This is a genomic window from Peptoniphilus harei (genome assembly GCF_016726485.1).
GTDB lineage: Bacteria > Bacillota > Clostridia > Tissierellales > Peptoniphilaceae > Peptoniphilus_A > Peptoniphilus_A harei.
In genome coordinates, this window is the sequence record NZ_CP068103.1 from 321,390 (window position 1) to 340,246 (window position 18,857).

Sequence of the window (18,857 nt, forward strand, 5' to 3'; positions counted from 1 at the left end):
CTTTCTTCTTGCAATTACAAGAAAAAATTATTCATAGTTTGATATTTATTATTTAAATATTTGACATTTCTTAGTAATTGCTCCTTCTATTATAAACTACTTTAGTGATTTTTATAACAGTAAAAGGTGATTTTCGCAAAATAAAAAACTGCCCACCTAAGGACAGTCTTTAAATTAATAATAAAATAAAAAAAGATAGGCCGAAACCTATCTTCTTTTTAAGTAAATTAGTCTTCTGGATTTGGAGCTCCAACTGGGCAAACTGCTGCACAGCTACCGCAATCGATACATTGAGCTTCGTCAATTGTATAGATGTCTCCTTCGTTAATACATCCAACTGGACATTCTGGTTGACATGCACCACAAGCGATGCAAGAATCGTTAATTACATATGCCATTTTTCATTACCTCCATAAAATTATACCAAAATTTATGAATTTTTATATTCATAATCTTCTGTCATTATATTAACATAAGCTTTTTAATATTTCAATCATTATTATTGTTTTTTTATGATAAAATTTTAGTATTTTTAGTGAATTTTATTAATCTCAAGGATTTGCAAGCTTTTCAGACTAATTTAAATTTTTTTATTTTTTGAAAAATGTTTTTCAAATGAGTATTGTATTCATTAAAGCTAATAAATCATAGCATTTTACTATGATTTATTATTCTTTAAAAACCCTAAGTGAATTGACAATACAAAGTAGGGCAACACCTACATCAGCAAAAACTGCTAGAGGCATTGATACATATCCTACTGCTCCAAGTCCTAATACTACAACTTTTAAGAACAAGGCAATAAAAATATTTTGGTAGGCAATTTTCTTTACCCTCTTGGCTATATCAATTCCTCTTACAATAGAAGAAATATCATTTTTTAGAAGGACAATGTCAGAAGTTTCTATGGCAATATCTGATCCAGAACCCATACTTATACCTAAATATGCTGATGCAAGTGAAGGTGCATCATTAGTTCCGTCACCAACAAAGGCAATTCTTTTGTCTTTTTCAATTTTTTTAATTTCACTTACCTTGTCTTCTGGTAAAAGAGAACCCTTATAGTAGTCAATGCCAACTTCTTTTGCGATTTCTTCTACTACCCTGTCTTTGTCGCCAGAAAACATGTAAGTCTTAACGCCTCTTTTGTGAAGCTCATCTACACTTTCCTTAACTCCATCCTTTATTTGGTCTTTTAATTTTATAATACCAAGGACTTTTTCTTTGTCTGCCACAAAGACATCAACATAATTTGACTCTTTATCGCCATCAAGTTTTATATTGAAATCTTCCATTAATTTTTTGTTACCAACAAGATAAGATTTTCCTTCAAGATCAAATTCTATACCCTTGCCGCCAAGGTTATTTAAGTGGTCAGGCGTCTTATTAGTTTCAAAAGCCTTTACAATGGCCTTGGCTATAGGATGAGTTGAATAGGCTTCTCCAACAGAAGCAATTTCTAAAATTTCATCTCTTGATCCAGAGACTTCTTCCACTTCTGCAATAGTAAATTCTCCCTTAGTAACTGTCCCAGTTTTATCAAAGGCAATTCCATCAATATCTGTTAGGGCTTCAATAGAGTTACCACCCTTCACGAAGATTGACCTTCTTGAAAGAGATCCAATTCCTGCAAATATTGTAAGTGGAACAGAAATTGCAAGAGCACATGGACAGGAAATAACCAAAAATATGGCCGCTCTGTAAAGTGCTTCCTTAGCAGTATGGTCTGTTGCAAAATTTAAGAATAAGAATAAAATTACTGCAAGGCCAATAACTATTGGAGTGTAAATTTTTGCAAATCGAGTGATAAATTTCTCCACTTTAGCCTTATTGACGCTGGCATTTTTTACCATATCAATAATTTTTGCAATAGTTCCTTCCTTATAAGTCTTTGTTACCTCAACTTCAAGGGAAGAATCTAAGTTAACGAAACCCGATATAATTTCATCTCCTGCTTCGAGAGATACTGGGGCAAACTCTCCTGATATATTTGAAGTATCAAGATTGGAAGACCCCTTTATAATTTTTCCATCTAGGGGAACTTTTTCTCCTGGTCTGATTAAAATAACTTGACCAATAGAAACTTCACTTGGATCAACTTTTACAATCTCTCCATTGAGTCTTAGGTTGGCAAAGTCCGGTTTTAACTTTAGGGCTTCTCTAATGGATTTCTTTGAAGAATCCACTGCCCTATCTTGGATAATTTCTCCTACGCTATAAAAGAGCATTACTGCCACAGCTTCAGCATACTCGCCAGAAATAATTGCAGCAAGAGAAGCCACTGTCATCAGGAATTTTTCATCCATAAAATTACCTGAAGAAATTTTTGAAATAGAAGCCTTGATAACATCGTATCCAATTATGATGTAAAGAATTAAATAAGAAATCAGCTTAAATTTTTCATTTAAATTTACAAAATGTAGGGCTACAAGACCTATAAAAACAAGGATAGCCTTGTAGATTGAAAAGTTTTCTTCCTCTTCCTCCTCTTCAATCTCCTCACCTATATCTTCTGTTACAATAACACCATCTTCAATGGAATCCACAATATCCTGAATTTTTCTCTTTAGTTCTATTGAATCTTCTTCTGATTCAAATACGAGTTCGTCGTTTAGAAAGTCGTAGTGCAAGTTTTTGAGTTCATCTTTTGACTTAAGTTCTTCCTCTATCTTGCCTGCACAATTGGCACAGGTGAGGCCTCTTAAGTGGAAAATATATTTATCCATAAATTCCTCCTTTTTTATTTTACATTTTTATACTTCGATACTTGCTCATATATTCATTATAAATCATCTGCTTTTATTGTCAATAGATTTTAATTAAGCCTTTATTTTTTTCAAAATCTATGAGATAATACTTAAGCAAGAGAAGCCTTGATATTGTTTTTTTTAAGATTTTACATAAATTTTAAATAAAATTTAAAAACTTTTAAAAAACGGTTGACAAAACAAACTTATTACTTTAGAATAAGTAGAGTAAGTTGCTAAAGAGTGACCTTCAATTTGGAGAAATACTCAAGTGGCTGAAGAGGCTCCCCTGCTAAGGGAGTAGGTCCCGATTAGGGTCGCGAGGGTTCAAATCCCTCTTTCTCCGCCAATGGTGAGGGCCTTTAGCTCAGTTGGTTAGAGCGCCCGGCTCATAACCGGTAGGTCCCGGGTTCAAGTCCCTGAAGGCCCACCATTTACTTGCCCAGATAGCTCAGTCGGTAGAGCAGAGGACTGAAAATCCTCGTGTCGCTGGTTCGATTCCGGCTCTGGGCACCATTTTTTATAACCCTTGAAATCAAATGATTTCAAGGTTTTTTTATTGTAAAAGTTGGCTACTTGTTGGCTACCCTAAAATATTTTTGGATCTTTGACTTAAATCTTTGTCATAATAAAATTTCTTACATAAAAAAGCACACAGCTTATGCAAATCTCGCATTCTAGTTTGTGTGCTTTTTCTATTTCTAAGTTTTAAATCTTTCTAATTCATCTTCACTTAGTCTTTCTGGATCAAGTTTGTTCTTTATATAAAGTATTTTATTATAGCTTTCATATCCATGTCAGTCTTGTAATTATTTAAATTAAAAATCTTCCATGGAAAAACCTCATCACTATAAAAAACTTTTCCGATTTTCTCCAATATTATTAATTTATAAATTTAAAAACTTAAATTATCTTTACTTGACAAGAATCTAAAACATCTAAGGCTGATCTCTTCTTTTCTTCTGTTAATCCTTCTGTCAAATCCTTATAAATATAAATATTTTTCTCTGGCAAGAAACCCTTGACCAATAAAATATTTGAAACTACACAAATGTCTGCAACAAGACCAAGAAAATAAATGTCCCCTATTCCCTTTTCCTCGTCTAATTTTCTAAGATACTCTCCAAGTTCAAGTGAAGCAAAGGTATTTTTCTCGAACTTCTTTGCTCCTTCAAAGGACTTAGTCAGCTTTAATTCTTTTGAAATATCGTGGCCCCAAGTCCCCTTAATACAGTGTTCAATTGGAAGGTTCTTTCCTTCATTTGTTGAAAGATAATCATCATGGTGGGTGTCGAGGGTGTAGACCACTTCCCCATCAAAGCCTTCCACTTTTTCTACAACTCTCTTTAAAAGATTTTCTCCGTCCTTTGCCTTTAGAGATCCTGTTACAAAGTCATTTTGCATATCAATAACAACTAAAACGTCCATTATCTCCCTCCTTTTCCCTATCTTACTCCAAATTTTACATAAATTAAAGTTACTTGTATAATATTTTGGGGTGACTTATGAAATACACTAGCGCAATTAAAGCAGAATTTTTATATAGAAAGAATAGATTTATATCCTATTGCAAGAAGGGTTTCAAAACCCTTGAGGTCTATGTACCAAACACAGGCCGCTGCAAGGAGCTTCTCCTCGAAGGAGTAACAGTCTTTTTAACCTATAACGACAATCCTAATAGGAAGACTTCCTATACACTTATTGGAGTTATGAAGGGCAATAGGCTTATAAATATTGACTCTCAGGCTCCCAATCAAGTTGTGGAAGAGGCCTTACTTAAAAATAAAATTGACTTGGGTTTTAAATATGAAACTATAAAGAGAGAATACACTTACGGGGACTCACGCTTCGACTTTTATCTTGAGGGCCAGGGACAAAAAGCCCTCATGGAAGTCAAGGGAGTTACACTTGAAAAAGACGGAGTGGTTGCCTTCCCCGATGCTCCAACTAAGAGAGGGCTTAAGCACGTCAAGGGACTAGATAAATCCCACGAGGACTACAAGACCTTTGTCCTCTTTGTAATCCAAATGGAAGATGTTAAGTTTTTTACGCCCAATTATCTAACTGACCCAGATTTTTCTAAAGGACTTAGTGAAGCAAGTGAAAATGGAGTGGGCGTTCTTGCCTATGATTCAATAGTCACAAGAAATTCAATAGAACTTAATAAGGAAGTCCCTGTTATTTTGGAGGAAAAATGGAATTAAGACTAGCAAAAGAAGATGATAGAGAAATAATTTTAAAGATTTATGATGATGGATCGAAGAAATTAAAGTCCTTGGGACTTGACCAATGGCAAGGGCAAGATAAACCAAATCTTGATAATTTTAAGGAACTCAAAGAAAATAAAAATATTTTTGTCTTAGATGACCAAGGACAAGTTGTCTCCACTGTAATTATTTATGACTTCGACATCGATTATGAAAATAACTTAGATGGAACTTGGCAAAGTCCAAAGCCCTATGTGGCCCTCCACAGGATTGGAACCCTTAAAAGGGAAAGTAAGCAAGGTTACGGAAGAAAAGTCATTGAGCTGGCAGAAGCCTATGCAAGAGAAAATAGTTTTAAGTCTGTGAGGATTGACACCCACAGGGGCAATAAGACAATGCAGGGACTTCTAAAGTCCTTAAATTATAAATACGTAGGACTAGTTTATCTCTCTGGCAAGAATGAAAGACTTGCCTTTGAAAAAGTATTGTGAGGTTAAAAATGTTTAAAAATAAGGATGACAAAAGATTTATTGAGATTTTTAAAGAGGGATCTCTTACTGAGTACATGAAAATTCTTTTGGACACAGAGACTGGTGTTAATTATCTCTATATAAGCGCCGGTTACGGCATGGGAATCACTCCCCTCCTTGATGGTGAGGGAAAAGTTATTGTTTCTAATCAAAGAGAAATCGCATCTTACAAGGAAAGAATATAAAAAAGAACCACAGTCTAAAAGTTTAATACTTAAAAGACTGTGGTTTTATTTTTATATTAATTTTGGTAAAAAAACTGTTGCCAGACCTAGGAAGATAAAAAATCCAAATACATCTGTAAAAGTTGTCAAAAATATTGATGATGCAATTGCCGGGTCCACCTTGAGCTTGTCTAAGATTAGTGGAATTAAAAAGCCCATGGAGCAAGCAATTATCATATTTAAAATCATTGCCAAAAATAGTATTAGGCCAAGGTAAAGATTGTGGTGCCAGAAGACAAAAACTCCTGCCGCCAAGAGACCAATTATTGCCCCTTCAGTAAGTCCCAAGAAAATTTCCTTAAAAATAAGCTTAAAGTCCTTCTTTAAAGACAACTCTCCCCTTGCAAGGGACGTGATAATAATTGAAAGAGTTTGGGACCCTGCGTTGCCACCCATTCCCGTTACAATAGGCATGGCAGCTGATAGGACAACCACTTGAGAAATTGTTGATTCAAATCCCTTTACAACTGATGAAGCCAAGAAGGCTGTCACAAGGTTTACAATTAGCCAAGGAATTCTAGACTTAAAGGATTCTAAGATGCTTGAGTCGTATTCTTCATCGGCGTTAACACCGTGCATCTGCAACATATCTTCGTTGTGCTCTTGGTCAATAACAGCGATGATATCGTCTGATGTAATTACACCAAGGATTGCCATATTATTATTTACAACTGGAAGTATGTCTAGTTCATACTTGGAGAAGAGATTGGCTGCAACTTCTTGGTCATCTGTCCCATAGACATAGAAATCGCAGTCTTCCATAAGATCCTTTAAAAGATCATCTGCATGACAAACTAAGAGGTCCCTCATTGTTACAATACCCTTGAGTCTGTGCTTATCATCTGTCACAAAAATCTTGTCTATAATTTCTGTCTTTGGGGAAATTGCAATTAATTTCTTTACAGCCTGGTCAGCAGTTAAATATTCCTTAAGGGCTATAAAATTTGTAGCCATAATTGAACCTGCAGATTCCTCATCAAAGGAGAGAATCATCTTTAGGACATTTTGTTTATCACTTTTTAACTTAGACAAGATTTCCTTTCTCCTAACTGTTGAAAGAAATCCAAGAAGGTCTGCCACTATAGAATTTTCTATAAAGGCAAAGGCCTCAATAAGTTCTTCATTGGTGAAAAACTTCATTATATCTACTGCCAAATCTTCTTCAGATGACTCTAACAAGAGTCCAAGATTTTCCTTGTTTAGTAATTTTACAAAAACTTCAAGTTCATCGTCTTCATATTCTTCTAGCTCTAGAGATATATCAACTGGATGATATTCATCAAAGAGCTCATTTGCTTTTATCTCATCTCTTTCCAAAATTATATTTTTTATTTCATCTATTATGTTCACTTTTTCCTCCTGCTAAAGTTTCTAAATCTGTCACAAAGGAAGAAATTTCATTTTTCTTTCCATTAGTGTAGTGGGAATACATGAGGAAGAGCTCCCTCTTTGCCCTGGTCATGGCTACATAAAATAGGCGTCTCTCCTCTTCATAGAGGTCTGGATCTTCTCTTAGGTCCTCAATGCTTGAAGTAGAAGGCAGGGTTCCCTCATATAAGTCTACAACAAAGACTTTAGAGAATTCAAGCCCCTTGGCTGAGTGGATTGTGGAGAAGGTAAGCCTTGCATCAGTGTCCCTTGCCTTTAAGAGATCATATTCCAACTCCTTTAGTCTTCCAACGAATAAGTCTAAGGACTTAGTTGACTTTGCAATCATCTTTAAATAATAGAGGTATTCATTTAAGGTGGATTCTGTCTCCATAAACCTCTTGGCATTTTCCCTTAGGTAGTCACCGTAACCCATTTCTTTGTCAATATAATCTATAGCTTCATAGACACTTACTCTTGCAATCTTCTTAAAACCAACTAGGAGACCATTGATATTTTTGTTGTAGTAAGAAGGAAGGTCTGGATAGTCCTTTAGGATGTTGAAGACATTTTTCCCCCTGTGCCTCTTTAAGTATTCAATATGTCTTTTTGAAATATAACCCTTCAACTTAAAATAAAATTTTTCATAGAGGTCTATGTCCGACAAATCATGGGCAAAATTTAAAATATCCAAGATATCACGAGTTATAAAGTGGGAGAAAAACTTGGTCTTCTTGTCCTTAATATTAAATTCATAATTTTTCCTCTCAAAATACTCCACAAGGCCAATACTTGATAAGTTGTTCCTATAGAGGACGGCTATGTTACCATCATCTTTTTTCAACTCTTCTTCTATAAGTGCGTACTGGTCCCTTGGTTCCTTGACCTTAATAATATTGACGGGTTTGTCAAAGGGATTTTCTGTCACAAGGGTCTTTTCAAACCTCTTTTCATTTTGGGCAATAAAAATATTTGCAATATTTACGATATTTTTTGTGGAACGGAAGTTGTCTTCCATATAAAAAGTCTTGATGTCATCGAATTCATCTTGAAGCTTAAAAAGTTCCTCTGTGTTGGCTCCCCTAAAGCCATAGATAGACTGGTCGTCATCGGCAACAACAAATAAATTGTTGCTAGGCTTGGCAAGGAGCTTTAAAACCATAAATTGGCTCCTAGAAGTGTCTTGTCCTTCATCAATTTGGATAAACTTAAACCTGTCCCTGTACTTCTTCATTATTGCCGGGTCATTTTTTAAGACTTCATAAGAAAGATTTATCATATCATCAAAGTCTATTAAGCTCTTGTCTTTTTTAAACTTCTCATAGGTCTCAAAGAATTTCACAAAATTATCTGTGTCACACCTTTTAGTCTTGGCAAAAGATTGGGGCGACAGCATCATATTCTTGCAATAGCCAACTTCTGAAATTGCTGTCTCGATTCGCTCTTCTGTGGGATAAGAATTATTAACCGACCTGTAGATGTCTCTTAGGATCTCGTACTTCTTTTTCATATTAGAATCAATTAAGCTAAGGGACTTGCCATACTTTTTGGAATAATCCCTTACAATTGAGTAGCAAAAAGCATGAATAGTGGAGAAGTGGACAGTCCTGTCTCCATTCATTCCTACAAAACGATTTTTTATATCCACTGCTTGGGCCTTTGAAAAAGTAATGGTTAAGATGCTCTTTGGGTCCACTCCCCTCTCTATTAATTTTTTTGTCCTGTAAAGGATCATAGTAGTTTTTCCAGCTCCAGGAACTGCCAAGACGATGGCAGGACCCTCAAAGTGGTCTACAGCTTTTAATTGACTTGGTGTTAAATTCACTTTATCCCTCCTCCTATAGTTTAAACTATAGTCCGATTATTTTAAATCTATTTTTAAGCTCTTCATTATGGTATAATCTTAGTATGAAAGAGCTTTAAGGGGGATTACTATGTTAATGACAAACTTTTTACAAAAAAGAAAATCAGTGAGAAATTTTAAGAAGGATACAGTACCAAGGGATTCTTTAGAAAATATAAAATTACTTATGGATGAACTAGACCAAGAAGAAGGAGAAATAAATTTTTCACTTTACGAAAACGGAAAAATCGTAGCAGAAGGTCTAAGGGGCAAGGCTGGTTATTCTGGAGTTATGATCGAAGCTCCACATTACATTGCACTAGACATCACAAATGACAAACCACTTAACATCTTAAAGGGTGGCTACTGCCTTGAAAAGCTAAATACAAAAATAGTCGACCTTGATTTAGACACATGCTGGATAACAGTAGATGATGTTGATGCAGAAACTAAGAAGGCAATATTCGGGGAAAATGGAATAGGAATCGACTATCTCATTGCAATTGGCTACGGACAAAAGAAAAAATTATTTGATCCAGAAGTTACAAGCTCAAGACTTAATGTAGATGAAATTGTATTTGCTGACACACTAGGAAATCCAATTTCCATTGAAACTCTAGAAAACTACGGAGTCTTTGATGTCTTCTCATCTGTTAGATATGCACCAAGCCACAAAAATTTCCAACCTTGGAGATTTGTTCTAAAGGGATCAGTTGTTGAAGCTTACATGTTAAAATCTGACGAAGACTCAAGATCACTAATAGACATGGGCGTTATCCTTTTCTACATGGAAGAGATGCTTAAGACTATGGGAATCGAAAAGAAATGGACAATAGACCTAAAGGACGACGGCAAATATTATTACATTGGTTCCTTTACTTTATAAAATTTAAACATTAAAAAGAAGCTCATTCACTTCGAGCTTCTTTTTTTCTGTATTCACTTGGACTTAGTCCCGTAAATTTTTTAAAGGATCTTGTGAAATTTGATGGACTTGTGAGACCAAGTTCCATGGCAATTTCTGTTATATTTTTATCTGTATTAGTCAAAATTTCTTCTGCCTTCATCATCCTCAAATTATTTAAGTACTTTATAGGAGTGTACTGAAATTTTCTAATGAATTTATTGTTTAAGTTTGACTTAGAAATCTTAAATTTTTTTGTAAGCAAATCTAAAGTAATATCCTTGTCTAAATTATTTTTAATAAACTCTTCAATTAGAATAATTTCCTCACTTCCCTCTTCCTTCTGATAAGATTTTCTTATTTCGGAAGTTTTTTCTCGTGTAATATCGTAAATAAAATCCAAAGCCTTTATAGAAATCCCCAAGATATCTTCACTTTTTAGGACTTGGATAAGTTCATTGGCTCTTTGAATTAGTCTTTCATTCTTATATACAAAACCCATATCCTTTATGAAATTTATTTTTTTTCAAAAATTCCCCTAAAATTTTCCCGTAAAAGGAATTCTCATCTATCTGGTCTTCAAAAATGAAAAAGTTAAAGGCTTGAACCCTGTCCTTGGTTGTATAAGATTCCCTTGCATAGGGAAGGGCCTTTCCAATAAAAATTTCTCTAGTTATTAAAATTTTTGTATCATTGATATAGGTAAAGTAATTGCCTTCATAGCTATAAGAAATCCTATAACCCTTCTTTCCCTTACTATCAGAAGCTTGCACCTGATACCTTTCCCTTAAGTCAATATACATGAGCATAAGTCCTGGGAAGAGTTTATAATTTTTCATTTTATTTTTAGGATGGCTTATCCCTTGATACTCTATAAAATCATCATTATCATCAACGACCTCAAAGTCCCAGGAAGCTAAATAATTATTATTTTTCATTTACAAACTCCAAAATATTTTCATCTGCACTCTTAATAAATTCATAATCGTGTGTGATTATAATAATTGTTTTATTTTGCTTTTTCATTTCCTTTAAGAAGCTAATTAATTTTGTCATATTCTTTAGGCACAAGCCAGAAGTTGGTTCGTCTAACAAAACTATTTCCTTCTTGCTGGCAAGGGCTAGTCCAAGGGCAAGTCTTTGCTTCTCTCCTCCAGATAAGGCTTGGGGGTGTCTGCCCTTCTTGTCCCAGAGTCCTAAATCACGTAAGATTTTTTCCTTTAGGAGGTCATCATCTGATACTATTGAAATTTCTGAGTAAACTGAATCTGTAAATAATTGATAGTTCACATCTTGCATTACAAGAGAAATTTTTTCATAGGATCTCTTTATTTTCTCAGACCCATAATATAAATCTCCCCTTTGTCCCTTATTAAGTCCACAAATATTTCTTATAAAAGAGGTCTTTCCTATTCCATTTGCTCCAATTATAAAATAAATTCCCCTGTCAAAGGATAGGTTGAAGTCAAAAATTACCTTCTCACTTCCCCTATACTTGCAAAAAAAGTTTCGACACTCCATTATTTTGTCATGATCAAAATTTTTATCAAAAAAAGATTTTTTTATGTATTTATCCTTATTCAAATCTTCCTTTTTTATCTCCTTTAGGCTTCTCAGCTTATGATTTCTTATGAATTCATCATTAAGCTCTTCTCTTTCATAAGAATTTATTTTTTTGTCCTCAATGACAAAGAGCTTTTCCATTATATCCCTTAGGTAGTAAAGCCTATGCTCTGCAATAATTATAATTTTTTTCTTTTCCTTTAATACCTCAATAATATTTTTTAGTCTTTCAATGGATTGATTATCAAGAGAGGCAGAGGGCTCATCAAAAATATAAATTTCATTATCCATTAGGGCAACAGATGTAATAGCCACAAGTTGTTTCTCCCCACCCGATAATTTGAATAAATCTCTATCAAGTAATTTATCTGTCCCAAAAATCCTTGTATAATAATCTATCTTACTTAATATCTCCTCTCTTTTTACATTTCTGTTTTCAAGAGCAAGGGCCATCTCATCACTTGAATTGATGCAGTAAAATTGATTTTTGGGATTTTGAAAAACTGTGGAAATATATTGACTCCTATCGCTTATGCCCTGGTCAAATAAATTTTTCCCCTTAAATAAAAGCTGACCCGAAATTTTTGCATTATTTATCTCTGGAATTATACCATTAATTAACTTTATAAAAGTTGACTTTCCTGAACCTGACTCGCCACTTATTACATTTACACTGCCCCTTTCGAAGGACAGATTAATATTTTCAAATATTATATTTTCTTTGCCCTTATAATTTTCATAGGCTAAGGAAAAATTTTTAAACTCTAACATATTTTCACCCTGATGAATAAAATAATTATAAAAATTCCAAAGATCATTAAGACATAATCTTGTAACTTCAAGCTAGCATCAGAAATAGATGACCTCTCTCCATCCACTCTCATTCCCCTTGTCATAGCTGATATGGCAACATCATCAGCAGTTTGTGATGTGATCATTAAAAGTGGAACAAACTTATATTCCAAAATCTTAGCAGGGTCTTTGAAAAAATTTTTCATAGTTAGTCCATGCATATACATGGCCTCATTTATTTTCATGTAATCTTCCTTTATTGAATAAAAAAATCTAAACATTACAGAAACAGGAATAATCAAAAAATTTGGCAAGCTTATTTTCTGCAAAGAGTAAACAAGATCACTCATTTTTGTTGTAACCAGAGCATAGTAACCCATAATAAAGCCAGGCAAAACTTTTATAATAATTCCAACATAGAGGTTTAAAATCATTGTAAAGAAATTTTGCGGAAGCTTAAGCAAGAGACCTTGCCCTAAGACTGCCACAGAAGTATATAAAAGTCCCTTAATTAAAAGGGACCACTTTCTATCAAATAGTGCAAGTAAGTAGGGGAAAATTGCTATCAAAATTCCAAGATAATAATATCTTCTTCCAAGAGAACCTTCAATGGCAACAATCCCTATTACATTTGTTAAAAATATTTTTGTCCTAAAGTCTATTTTCATTAAGCCATTCCTGCTTTTTTGAAGTGCTTATTTAGGATTTTAATTCCAATAGTGCAGCCTAAATATCCACCTAACATGCCTACTAGGACAACAGGTATAAAGGACCAAGTTGGCATAACAGATAATAATTTATTTACATATTCAGCCCCATAATTTCTATCGATTAAGGATTGTACAAAGGCATCTCTAGCAAAATAAATTGGTATTAAATTTGCAGCTGCAAAAATCATAAAGACTGTGTAGCTTAGTCTTGCAGTTTTTATTGACTTGTAACCACCACTTTTTAATATCATCTCACAAATTAAGGACAAGATAATTATGGCAGGAAGAACTATTGCCCCATGACCTGACATTGAAAATACAAGTCCAAAAACTATTCCCATTATTAAGACCATTCCAAACTTGTCTATCTTTGTTGAATAAAGCATAAAGACTGGTCCTGAAACTAAACCACAAGCAAAGGGAACTAGGGGCATAAGGACAGGTATAAAACCTATCATACCTCCACACCAAGTTGCCATTACAGTTAAAAGTGAAAATACACCGGCGTTTACTAAATCTCGTATCCCAAATTTTTTCATCTTATCTCCTCCTAATATACAAATTCTTCTGACTTCTTTGATGACTCAATCATCTTCTTGTAAGTCTTGCTTCTTTCTATTAGTTCTTCATGTCTTCCAAAGTCTTCGATCTTTCCGTCCTTCATAACAATTATTTGGTCTACATTTTCTATTGACTTCATCCTGTGGGATATTATTATGACAGTTTTATTCTTTGTTAATTTATTCAAAGATTCTTGGATGTACTTTTCATTTTCCACATCAAGTGATGCGGCAATTTCATCTAAAAGAATTATTTCTGCATCCTTTAAGAAGGCTCTTGCTATGGAAATTCTTTGCCTTTCTCCTCCAGATAAGTTTGAACCATTTTCGCCAATTTCTGTTTCATATCCCCTTGGCAATTTCTTTACAAAATCATCACAGTTGGCAAGTCTTGCTGCTTCAAGAACTTCTTCGTCACTGGCACTGGACCTGCCTAGCCTAATATTTTCCATCACTGATCCGTTAAAGAGGGTTACATCTTGAAAGACCATGGAAATGTGTTTGAATAAGTCTTGTGTGTCAATATTTTTTATTTCCTTGTCATCAATTGTAATTTTTCCAGAGTCATAATCATATAGCCTTGCCACTAATTTTATTAAGGTAGACTTACCACAACCAGATGGACCAACAAGGGCAGTAGTCTTTCCCTGCAAGGTCTTAAAGGAAATATTATCTATAACTTTTTTATCATCGAGATAAGAAAAAGAAACTCTATCTCCCTTAATGTCAAAAGACCTTAATTCTGCTTCTTTTCCTTTTTGAATTTTTTCATTCCTTAGGGCCTTTATCTTTTCAACTGGCGAATCAATATACATTAACTCTCCATAAAATTGGTTGAAGGCAGCAACGCCATCAATTAATCTTGCTGAAGCAAATAAGTATCCTGCAAAATACAAAATATTTATTTCCCCGTCTATCAAGCTATTTAATCCAACATATATTGCAAGGGCAAGCGATAAGTTTGCCACAACTGTTGCAGAAACAATGGGTATAACTTGTCCCAGTTCTGACTTAATGTGGTTTTTTTCTAAGGACCTAACAAAGTCAATTCCATTTTTTTCCTTTTCTTCAGTCAAGTTATAGGACTTAATCTCTGTAGATAGGTCAATGAGTTCTTGGAACATCTTTGAGGACTTCCTTTGCTCCTTGTAGTAGGACCTTACTCCCTTCTTTTGTATCCTGCTGGAAAGCAAACTCAAGATAGCAGAAATATAAATTGGAATTATAACTGCAAGCCCAAGTTTTAAATTCCCAATTAGTAACAAAATCGAAATAATGAATAGATTTATTATAAAGCCATAAAAGCCTGGCACTGCATGGGAAAGTCCATGCTCAATTGCCTCTACGTCTTTCATTATTGTTTGAGAAAGATCTGTTAAATCTCTGCTTGAATAAAAACTAAGAGGCAATTCCTTAATTATTTCAGAAATTTCTATCCTAAGATTTGCAGATTCCTTATAGGTTTCATTGTAAGTTGTAATGTAGTCCCTATTAATTACAAAAATCATAAGAAGAGCAATTATTACATAGGCAATGACCGAAAGACTTAGACTAAAGTCCCCTAAGTTTAACAAGCCTTGCATTACATACATAAGAAGGAACATAGGTAACATATAAGAAAGGTTCTTTAGGCTGGAATATCTTATTGCAACTAGGGCACCTTCTGCCCCCTTATCTGTAAGTCCAAAACGATTTTTTAAGTAATTTTTCATCAGTCAACCCTCCATTCATTTGCACTATTATACATTTCTACAAACTTCTTATACTTGCTGTCTTCCTTGTAAAGTATATCGTGGCTTCCTCTTTCAATTAGCTTTCCATCTTCGATTAAAAGAATTTCATCCACTCCTCTTATGGAAGTGAGCCTGTGGGCAATCATAATTGTAGTCCTATTCTTTATTAATTCCTTAAAGGCAATTTGTAATTCATACTCATTTTCAGGATCAGCAGCTGCTGAAGCTTCGTCCATAATAATAATTTTTGGATCCTTTAAGAAAATCCTAGCAATACTTACTCTTTGCTTTTCTCCCCCAGAAAGATTTACACCTTCTGCTCCAATCACTACATCATAAGCATCTTTAAATTTGTATATGAACTCGTCACACCTTGCAATTTTTAATGCCCTTAATACCTCTTCATCAGAGGCGTCACTTTTCGCAAGCTTAACATTTTCAAAAATGGAAATACCCTGGAAGAGTTGTGGATTTTGAAAAACAATTCCTATATTTTTCATTAGACTTTCCTTGTCATAAGAAGAAATATTTTTGTCTCCAATTAAAATTTCTCCTGAGTCAACTGGATACAAGCCAGAAATTAATTTTGCAATAGTCGACTTACCTGAACCCGAACTACCCACCAAAGCATAGACCTTATCTTCTTCAAGACTGAGAGAAAAGTTATCTAAAATTTTATTTTCTCCGTCATAAGAGAAGTCTACATTCTTGAATTCAATATTTTTATTTAAAAATTCTCTTTGACTTCCAAATTCTATTTCCTTCTCCTTCATCTCCTTGAATAAATTTTCAAGATTATCCACAGCAGAGTTGGCTTGGAAGATATACATGGAAACATACATAATTTTCATTGTGTTGGAATAAAATATCCCCATGAACAAAGTGAAAAATAAAATTTTTGCAGCCCAAAGACCAGGATCAGCTCCCCTATTTACCATAAAGATTCCAAAGAATATTGGCGTAATTATAAAAATATTTAAAAGCCATTGAAATAGGACAAAGGGAAACCTGCAAGACATAGAATATTTATAGACCATCTCCTTATAAATTAGAATCGAATCATAAAGTTTTTTAAAACCAATTAGGGGTGCATTAAAAATCTTTACTACAGGCATGGCCCTTACATACTCAACTGCACCTGCATTCATTTCGTCAAGCATATCCATATACTTCTTCATAAAGGACTGATCACCCATCATATTTTTTACAAGGACTAAACTTATTAGGACAATGACAATAAAAAATATTCCAAGGTATAAATCCAATACAAAGGTCAAGATAATCATAAGTATGGGAGTCAAAAATGCTGCTGTTTGATCTGGAATTAAATGAGCCACAATCATGTGAGTTTGCTCCACATTGTTGTCAATTATTTTTCTCACTTCTCCTGAATTATGTAGGTCAAAGAAAGTATTAGATGCCCCAAGAAGATGTCTTATACCTCTTTCACGAAGACGAGTTTCAAGCCTAAATCCTGCCAAGTGACTCATCCATAGTCCCATAAAGTATAAAATACCATAGGCGATAAATAAAAATAAAATTTTTATGGCTAGACTTCTTTCTTCTGACAAGACTCCACCACTAAAAACATTCTTTAGCAAAATCCAAATTAAATAATAGGCATAAAATTCTAAAACAATGCCCACCGTCGTAAGTAAACATGCAAAAATACCGTGGAGTTTTCTCTCAGGTATGTAGGAAAATAATTTTTTGTATAATTTCAAAATATAACACCTCTCTTTATTAAATAAAAAATAACTGATAACAATTATCGATATTATTATAATATTTCTTTTTCTTAATTTCTTAACAAAAATACTTTTATATTCAAAAAAATTTTTAAATTATATTCAATTAGAATTTATTTGCCATATTTTTTTCTTTCATTCGCAAACTTCCAAAATTTTTATAAAACTTATTTGCAAGAAAGCATAAAAAAACAGTCCCACATTCATCACGTGAGACTGTTTTAAAATTTCTAATTTTTCTTACATATAATTTTCTGCCTTAGCCCTTGATCTTGATAGGACCATTGACTTATTAACAAGTTCTACTACTACAATTGCTCCAAGACTTGGTAGGACCCAAGATAAACCACTTGATGCCATTGGAAGGCTTGCCTCAAGATTTGTCAAAAGTGGCAAGTTTAAATTAAATGTTGATTTTGCAACTGCCACAAGTGGTAGACCTACTGCAAAGAAAGCTGATGCCTTGTAAGAATACTTAGAATAACCTACAAAGTCATGAGTAAATCCTAAAACTATTAAGACTAAGGCAACTGGATATATAACAGTTAGTAGTGGAACTGATAGGGCAAGAAGTTTATTAAGTCCAAAGTTTGCCATAACAAAGGAGAAGAAGGTCCAAAGGAAAACCCATCTGCCATAAGACATCTTGCGGTTAAATAGTGTACAAAAATATTCTGAACCACTTGATATTAACCCTATACAAGTTGTTAAACAAGCAAGAGTAAATATTGATGCCAATAAAACTAATCCTGCATTGCCAAAGACAAGCCTAACAGCTTCTGTAAGAACTACAGCACCATTTTCTGCTCCAGCAAAAGCCCCTGATGTCACCATACCCATTGTTGAAAGCATTAGGTAGACAAGAAATAAAACTGAACCTGCAACTAGACCAGCCTTATCTGTATAAGATGTCACAAGCTTCTTATCTTCAACTCCAAACCTTCTTATGGCAAGAGTGACAACAAAACCAAAATTAAGGGCTGCAACAGCATCCATAGTATCATAACCCGCTAAGAAACCAGCAACTACTGGAGCATCCTTATAATTTCCACTTGCCACTGCTAAATCTTTTGGTAAAGTCATTACCTTGGCAAACATTATAAGTATTAAGAGTAATAGTGTTGGAGTTAGATACTTTCCAACTCTTGCCACTAACTTATTTGGCTTTAAGCAAACAAGCATTGCAACTGAGAAGAATAAGAATGTATATACTAATCTTACAAGTGATAGGTTAAAGCTTTCTGGTACATAAGGTGCTATTGCCATTTCAAAGGGAACTGACCCTGCTCTTGGTATGCCAAGTCCAGGTCCTATAGAAAGGTATATAGCAGTAGTAAAAACTAGGGCGAACTTTCCTCCAACTCTTGAAGATAAGTTTTTAAGTCCATCAGTCTTGCCAACGGCTATTGCTCCAAGGACTGGGAAAATAATTGCGGTAACAGAAAAAGCCAAAAGTGAAATAATAGTCTTATTCCCTGCTTGGTTTCCTAAAAATGGAGGGAAAATTAAATTTCCAGCTCCAAAAAACAATCCAAAGAGCATTATGCTCACTTGAGTAAACTGACTTCTTGATAATTTTTTCATACTTTCCTCCTAATTTTTAATTTTATAAATAAAAAAAGTCCCTTGTCTAAATAATAGACAAAGGACGAATTATCGCGTTACCACCTTAGTTCTTACCAATATGTAAGCTCTCTTAACAAGCATCAATCAATGCCGAGTATAGATAACGCCTACTAAAGCGGCAAATCTTACTAGGATTCAGACTTGCATAAGAAAAAGGATTTTCGAATTTATCTCCATTATAGGCTTTCACCAAACGCCTACTCTCTGAAAACTTTAATAAACCTACTCGTTTTTTCCAATATTTTTTATTAATAAAATTATGATTTGCATGTTATTATAAGAAATAAAAATAAACTTGTCAA

General features: G+C 34.0%; 17 protein-coding genes, 3 tRNA genes and 1 other annotated feature. Of the genes, 7 read left to right on the plus strand and 13 right to left on the minus strand.

Annotation, left to right across the window (positions count from 1 at the left end; genetic code table 11):
- Nucleotides 1-227: 227 nt before the first annotated feature.
- Together I6I93_RS01440 and I6I93_RS01445 are read right to left on the minus strand one after the other, a co-directional pair.
- Complete coding sequence (locus I6I93_RS01440; RefSeq protein ID WP_112890473.1) at nt 228-398, minus strand: DUF362 domain-containing protein; 171 nt, start codon at nt 396-398, stop codon at nt 228-230.
- Nucleotides 399-668: 270 nt separating this feature from the next.
- On the minus strand, nt 669-2,726 hold the full coding sequence (locus I6I93_RS01445; protein WP_112890474.1) for a heavy metal translocating P-type ATPase: 2,058 nt from the start codon (nt 2,724-2,726) through the stop codon (nt 669-671).
- A gap of 278 nt (nt 2,727-3,004) precedes the next feature.
- Between I6I93_RS01445 and I6I93_RS01450 the strand changes: the two genes are divergently transcribed.
- The 3 genes from I6I93_RS01450 (at nt 3,005) to I6I93_RS01460 (ending at nt 3,263) form a co-directional block, all read left to right on the plus strand.
- Nucleotides 3,005-3,096 (plus strand) — tRNA-Ser (locus I6I93_RS01450).
- Nucleotides 3,097-3,103: 7 nt separating this feature from the next.
- A tRNA-Ile gene (locus tag I6I93_RS01455) sits at nt 3,104-3,180 on the plus strand.
- 7 nt (nt 3,181-3,187) lie between these two features.
- Nucleotides 3,188-3,263 (plus strand) — tRNA-Phe (locus I6I93_RS01460).
- A 387-nt stretch (nt 3,264-3,650) separates the two neighbouring features.
- On the opposite strand, the gene I6I93_RS01465 is transcribed toward I6I93_RS01460, so the two are convergent.
- Nucleotides 3,651-4,175, minus strand: a complete 525-nt coding sequence (locus I6I93_RS01465) for a cysteine hydrolase family protein (protein WP_112890475.1) — start codon at nt 4,173-4,175, stop codon at nt 3,651-3,653.
- Nucleotides 4,176-4,252: 77 nt separating this feature from the next.
- Between I6I93_RS01465 and sfsA the strand changes: the two genes are divergently transcribed.
- From sfsA to I6I93_RS01480, 3 genes are read left to right on the plus strand one after another with little or no spacing between them, the layout of a single operon-like run.
- Nucleotides 4,253-4,951, plus strand: coding sequence for a DNA/RNA nuclease SfsA (sfsA, locus tag I6I93_RS01470; RefSeq protein ID WP_112890476.1), 699 nt, complete (start codon nt 4,253-4,255; stop codon nt 4,949-4,951).
- Nucleotides 4,942-5,445, plus strand: a complete 504-nt coding sequence (locus tag I6I93_RS01475) for a GNAT family N-acetyltransferase (RefSeq protein ID WP_112890477.1) — start codon at nt 4,942-4,944, stop codon at nt 5,443-5,445. The genes sfsA and I6I93_RS01475 overlap by 10 nt, the downstream gene beginning before the upstream one ends.
- A gap of 8 nt (nt 5,446-5,453) precedes the next feature.
- Nucleotides 5,454-5,669, plus strand: a complete 216-nt coding sequence (locus I6I93_RS01480; protein WP_112890478.1) for a DUF6440 family protein — start codon at nt 5,454-5,456, stop codon at nt 5,667-5,669.
- Between the two features lie 51 nt (nt 5,670-5,720).
- On the opposite strand, the gene mgtE is transcribed toward I6I93_RS01480, so the two are convergent.
- Together mgtE and I6I93_RS01490 are read right to left on the minus strand one after the other, a co-directional pair.
- On the minus strand, nt 5,721-7,058 hold the full coding sequence (gene mgtE / locus I6I93_RS01485) for a magnesium transporter (RefSeq protein ID WP_112890479.1): 1,338 nt from the start codon (nt 7,056-7,058) through the stop codon (nt 5,721-5,723).
- A complete protein-coding gene (locus tag I6I93_RS01490; protein WP_112890480.1) occupies nt 7,042-8,901 on the minus strand; it encodes an ATP-dependent helicase in 1,860 nt (619 codons plus the stop codon). Before I6I93_RS01490 ends, mgtE begins: the two co-directional genes overlap by 17 nt.
- A 109-nt stretch (nt 8,902-9,010) precedes the next feature.
- Between I6I93_RS01490 and I6I93_RS01495 the strand changes: the two genes are divergently transcribed.
- A complete protein-coding gene (locus tag I6I93_RS01495) occupies nt 9,011-9,805 on the plus strand; it encodes a nitroreductase family protein (protein ID WP_112890481.1) in 795 nt (264 codons plus the stop codon).
- Between the two features lie 22 nt (nt 9,806-9,827).
- On the opposite strand, the gene I6I93_RS01500 is transcribed toward I6I93_RS01495, so the two are convergent.
- The 8 genes from I6I93_RS01500 to brnQ all read right to left on the minus strand — a co-directional run bounded on the left by I6I93_RS01500 (nt 9,828) and on the right by brnQ (nt 18,513).
- A complete protein-coding gene (locus tag I6I93_RS01500; RefSeq protein WP_112890482.1) occupies nt 9,828-10,325 on the minus strand; it encodes a helix-turn-helix domain-containing protein in 498 nt (165 codons plus the stop codon).
- Nucleotides 10,309-10,761 carry a hypothetical protein gene (locus I6I93_RS01505; protein WP_112890483.1) on the minus strand — a complete coding sequence of 151 codons (453 nt, stop codon included), beginning with the start codon at nt 10,759-10,761 and terminating at the stop codon, nt 10,309-10,311. The genes I6I93_RS01500 and I6I93_RS01505 overlap by 17 nt, the downstream gene beginning before the upstream one ends.
- Nucleotides 10,751-12,157: an ATP-binding cassette domain-containing protein gene (locus tag I6I93_RS01510; RefSeq protein WP_112890484.1), complete on the minus strand. Its 1,407-nt coding sequence runs from the start codon at nt 12,155-12,157 to the stop codon at nt 10,751-10,753. The genes I6I93_RS01505 and I6I93_RS01510 overlap by 11 nt, the downstream gene beginning before the upstream one ends.
- Complete coding sequence (locus tag I6I93_RS01515) at nt 12,151-12,846, minus strand: energy-coupling factor transporter transmembrane component T family protein (RefSeq protein ID WP_112890485.1); 696 nt, start codon at nt 12,844-12,846, stop codon at nt 12,151-12,153. The genes I6I93_RS01510 and I6I93_RS01515 overlap by 7 nt, the downstream gene beginning before the upstream one ends.
- On the minus strand, nt 12,846-13,427 hold the full coding sequence (locus tag I6I93_RS01520) for an MptD family putative ECF transporter S component (protein ID WP_112890486.1): 582 nt from the start codon (nt 13,425-13,427) through the stop codon (nt 12,846-12,848). The genes I6I93_RS01515 and I6I93_RS01520 overlap by 1 nt, the downstream gene beginning before the upstream one ends.
- Nucleotides 13,428-13,438: 11 nt before the next feature.
- On the minus strand, nt 13,439-15,160 hold the full coding sequence (locus tag I6I93_RS01525) for an ABC transporter ATP-binding protein (protein ID WP_112890487.1): 1,722 nt from the start codon (nt 15,158-15,160) through the stop codon (nt 13,439-13,441).
- Nucleotides 15,160-16,905: an ABC transporter ATP-binding protein gene (locus I6I93_RS01530; protein ID WP_112890488.1), complete on the minus strand. Its 1,746-nt coding sequence runs from the start codon at nt 16,903-16,905 to the stop codon at nt 15,160-15,162. The genes I6I93_RS01525 and I6I93_RS01530 overlap by 1 nt, the downstream gene beginning before the upstream one ends.
- A gap of 264 nt (nt 16,906-17,169) precedes the next feature.
- Complete coding sequence (gene brnQ / locus I6I93_RS01535) at nt 17,170-18,513, minus strand: branched-chain amino acid transport system II carrier protein (RefSeq protein ID WP_112890489.1); 1,344 nt, start codon at nt 18,511-18,513, stop codon at nt 17,170-17,172.
- 57 nt (nt 18,514-18,570) lie between these two features.
- Nucleotides 18,571-18,802: a binding site (T-box leader), on the minus strand.
- Between the last annotated feature and the right edge of the window lie 55 nt (nt 18,803-18,857).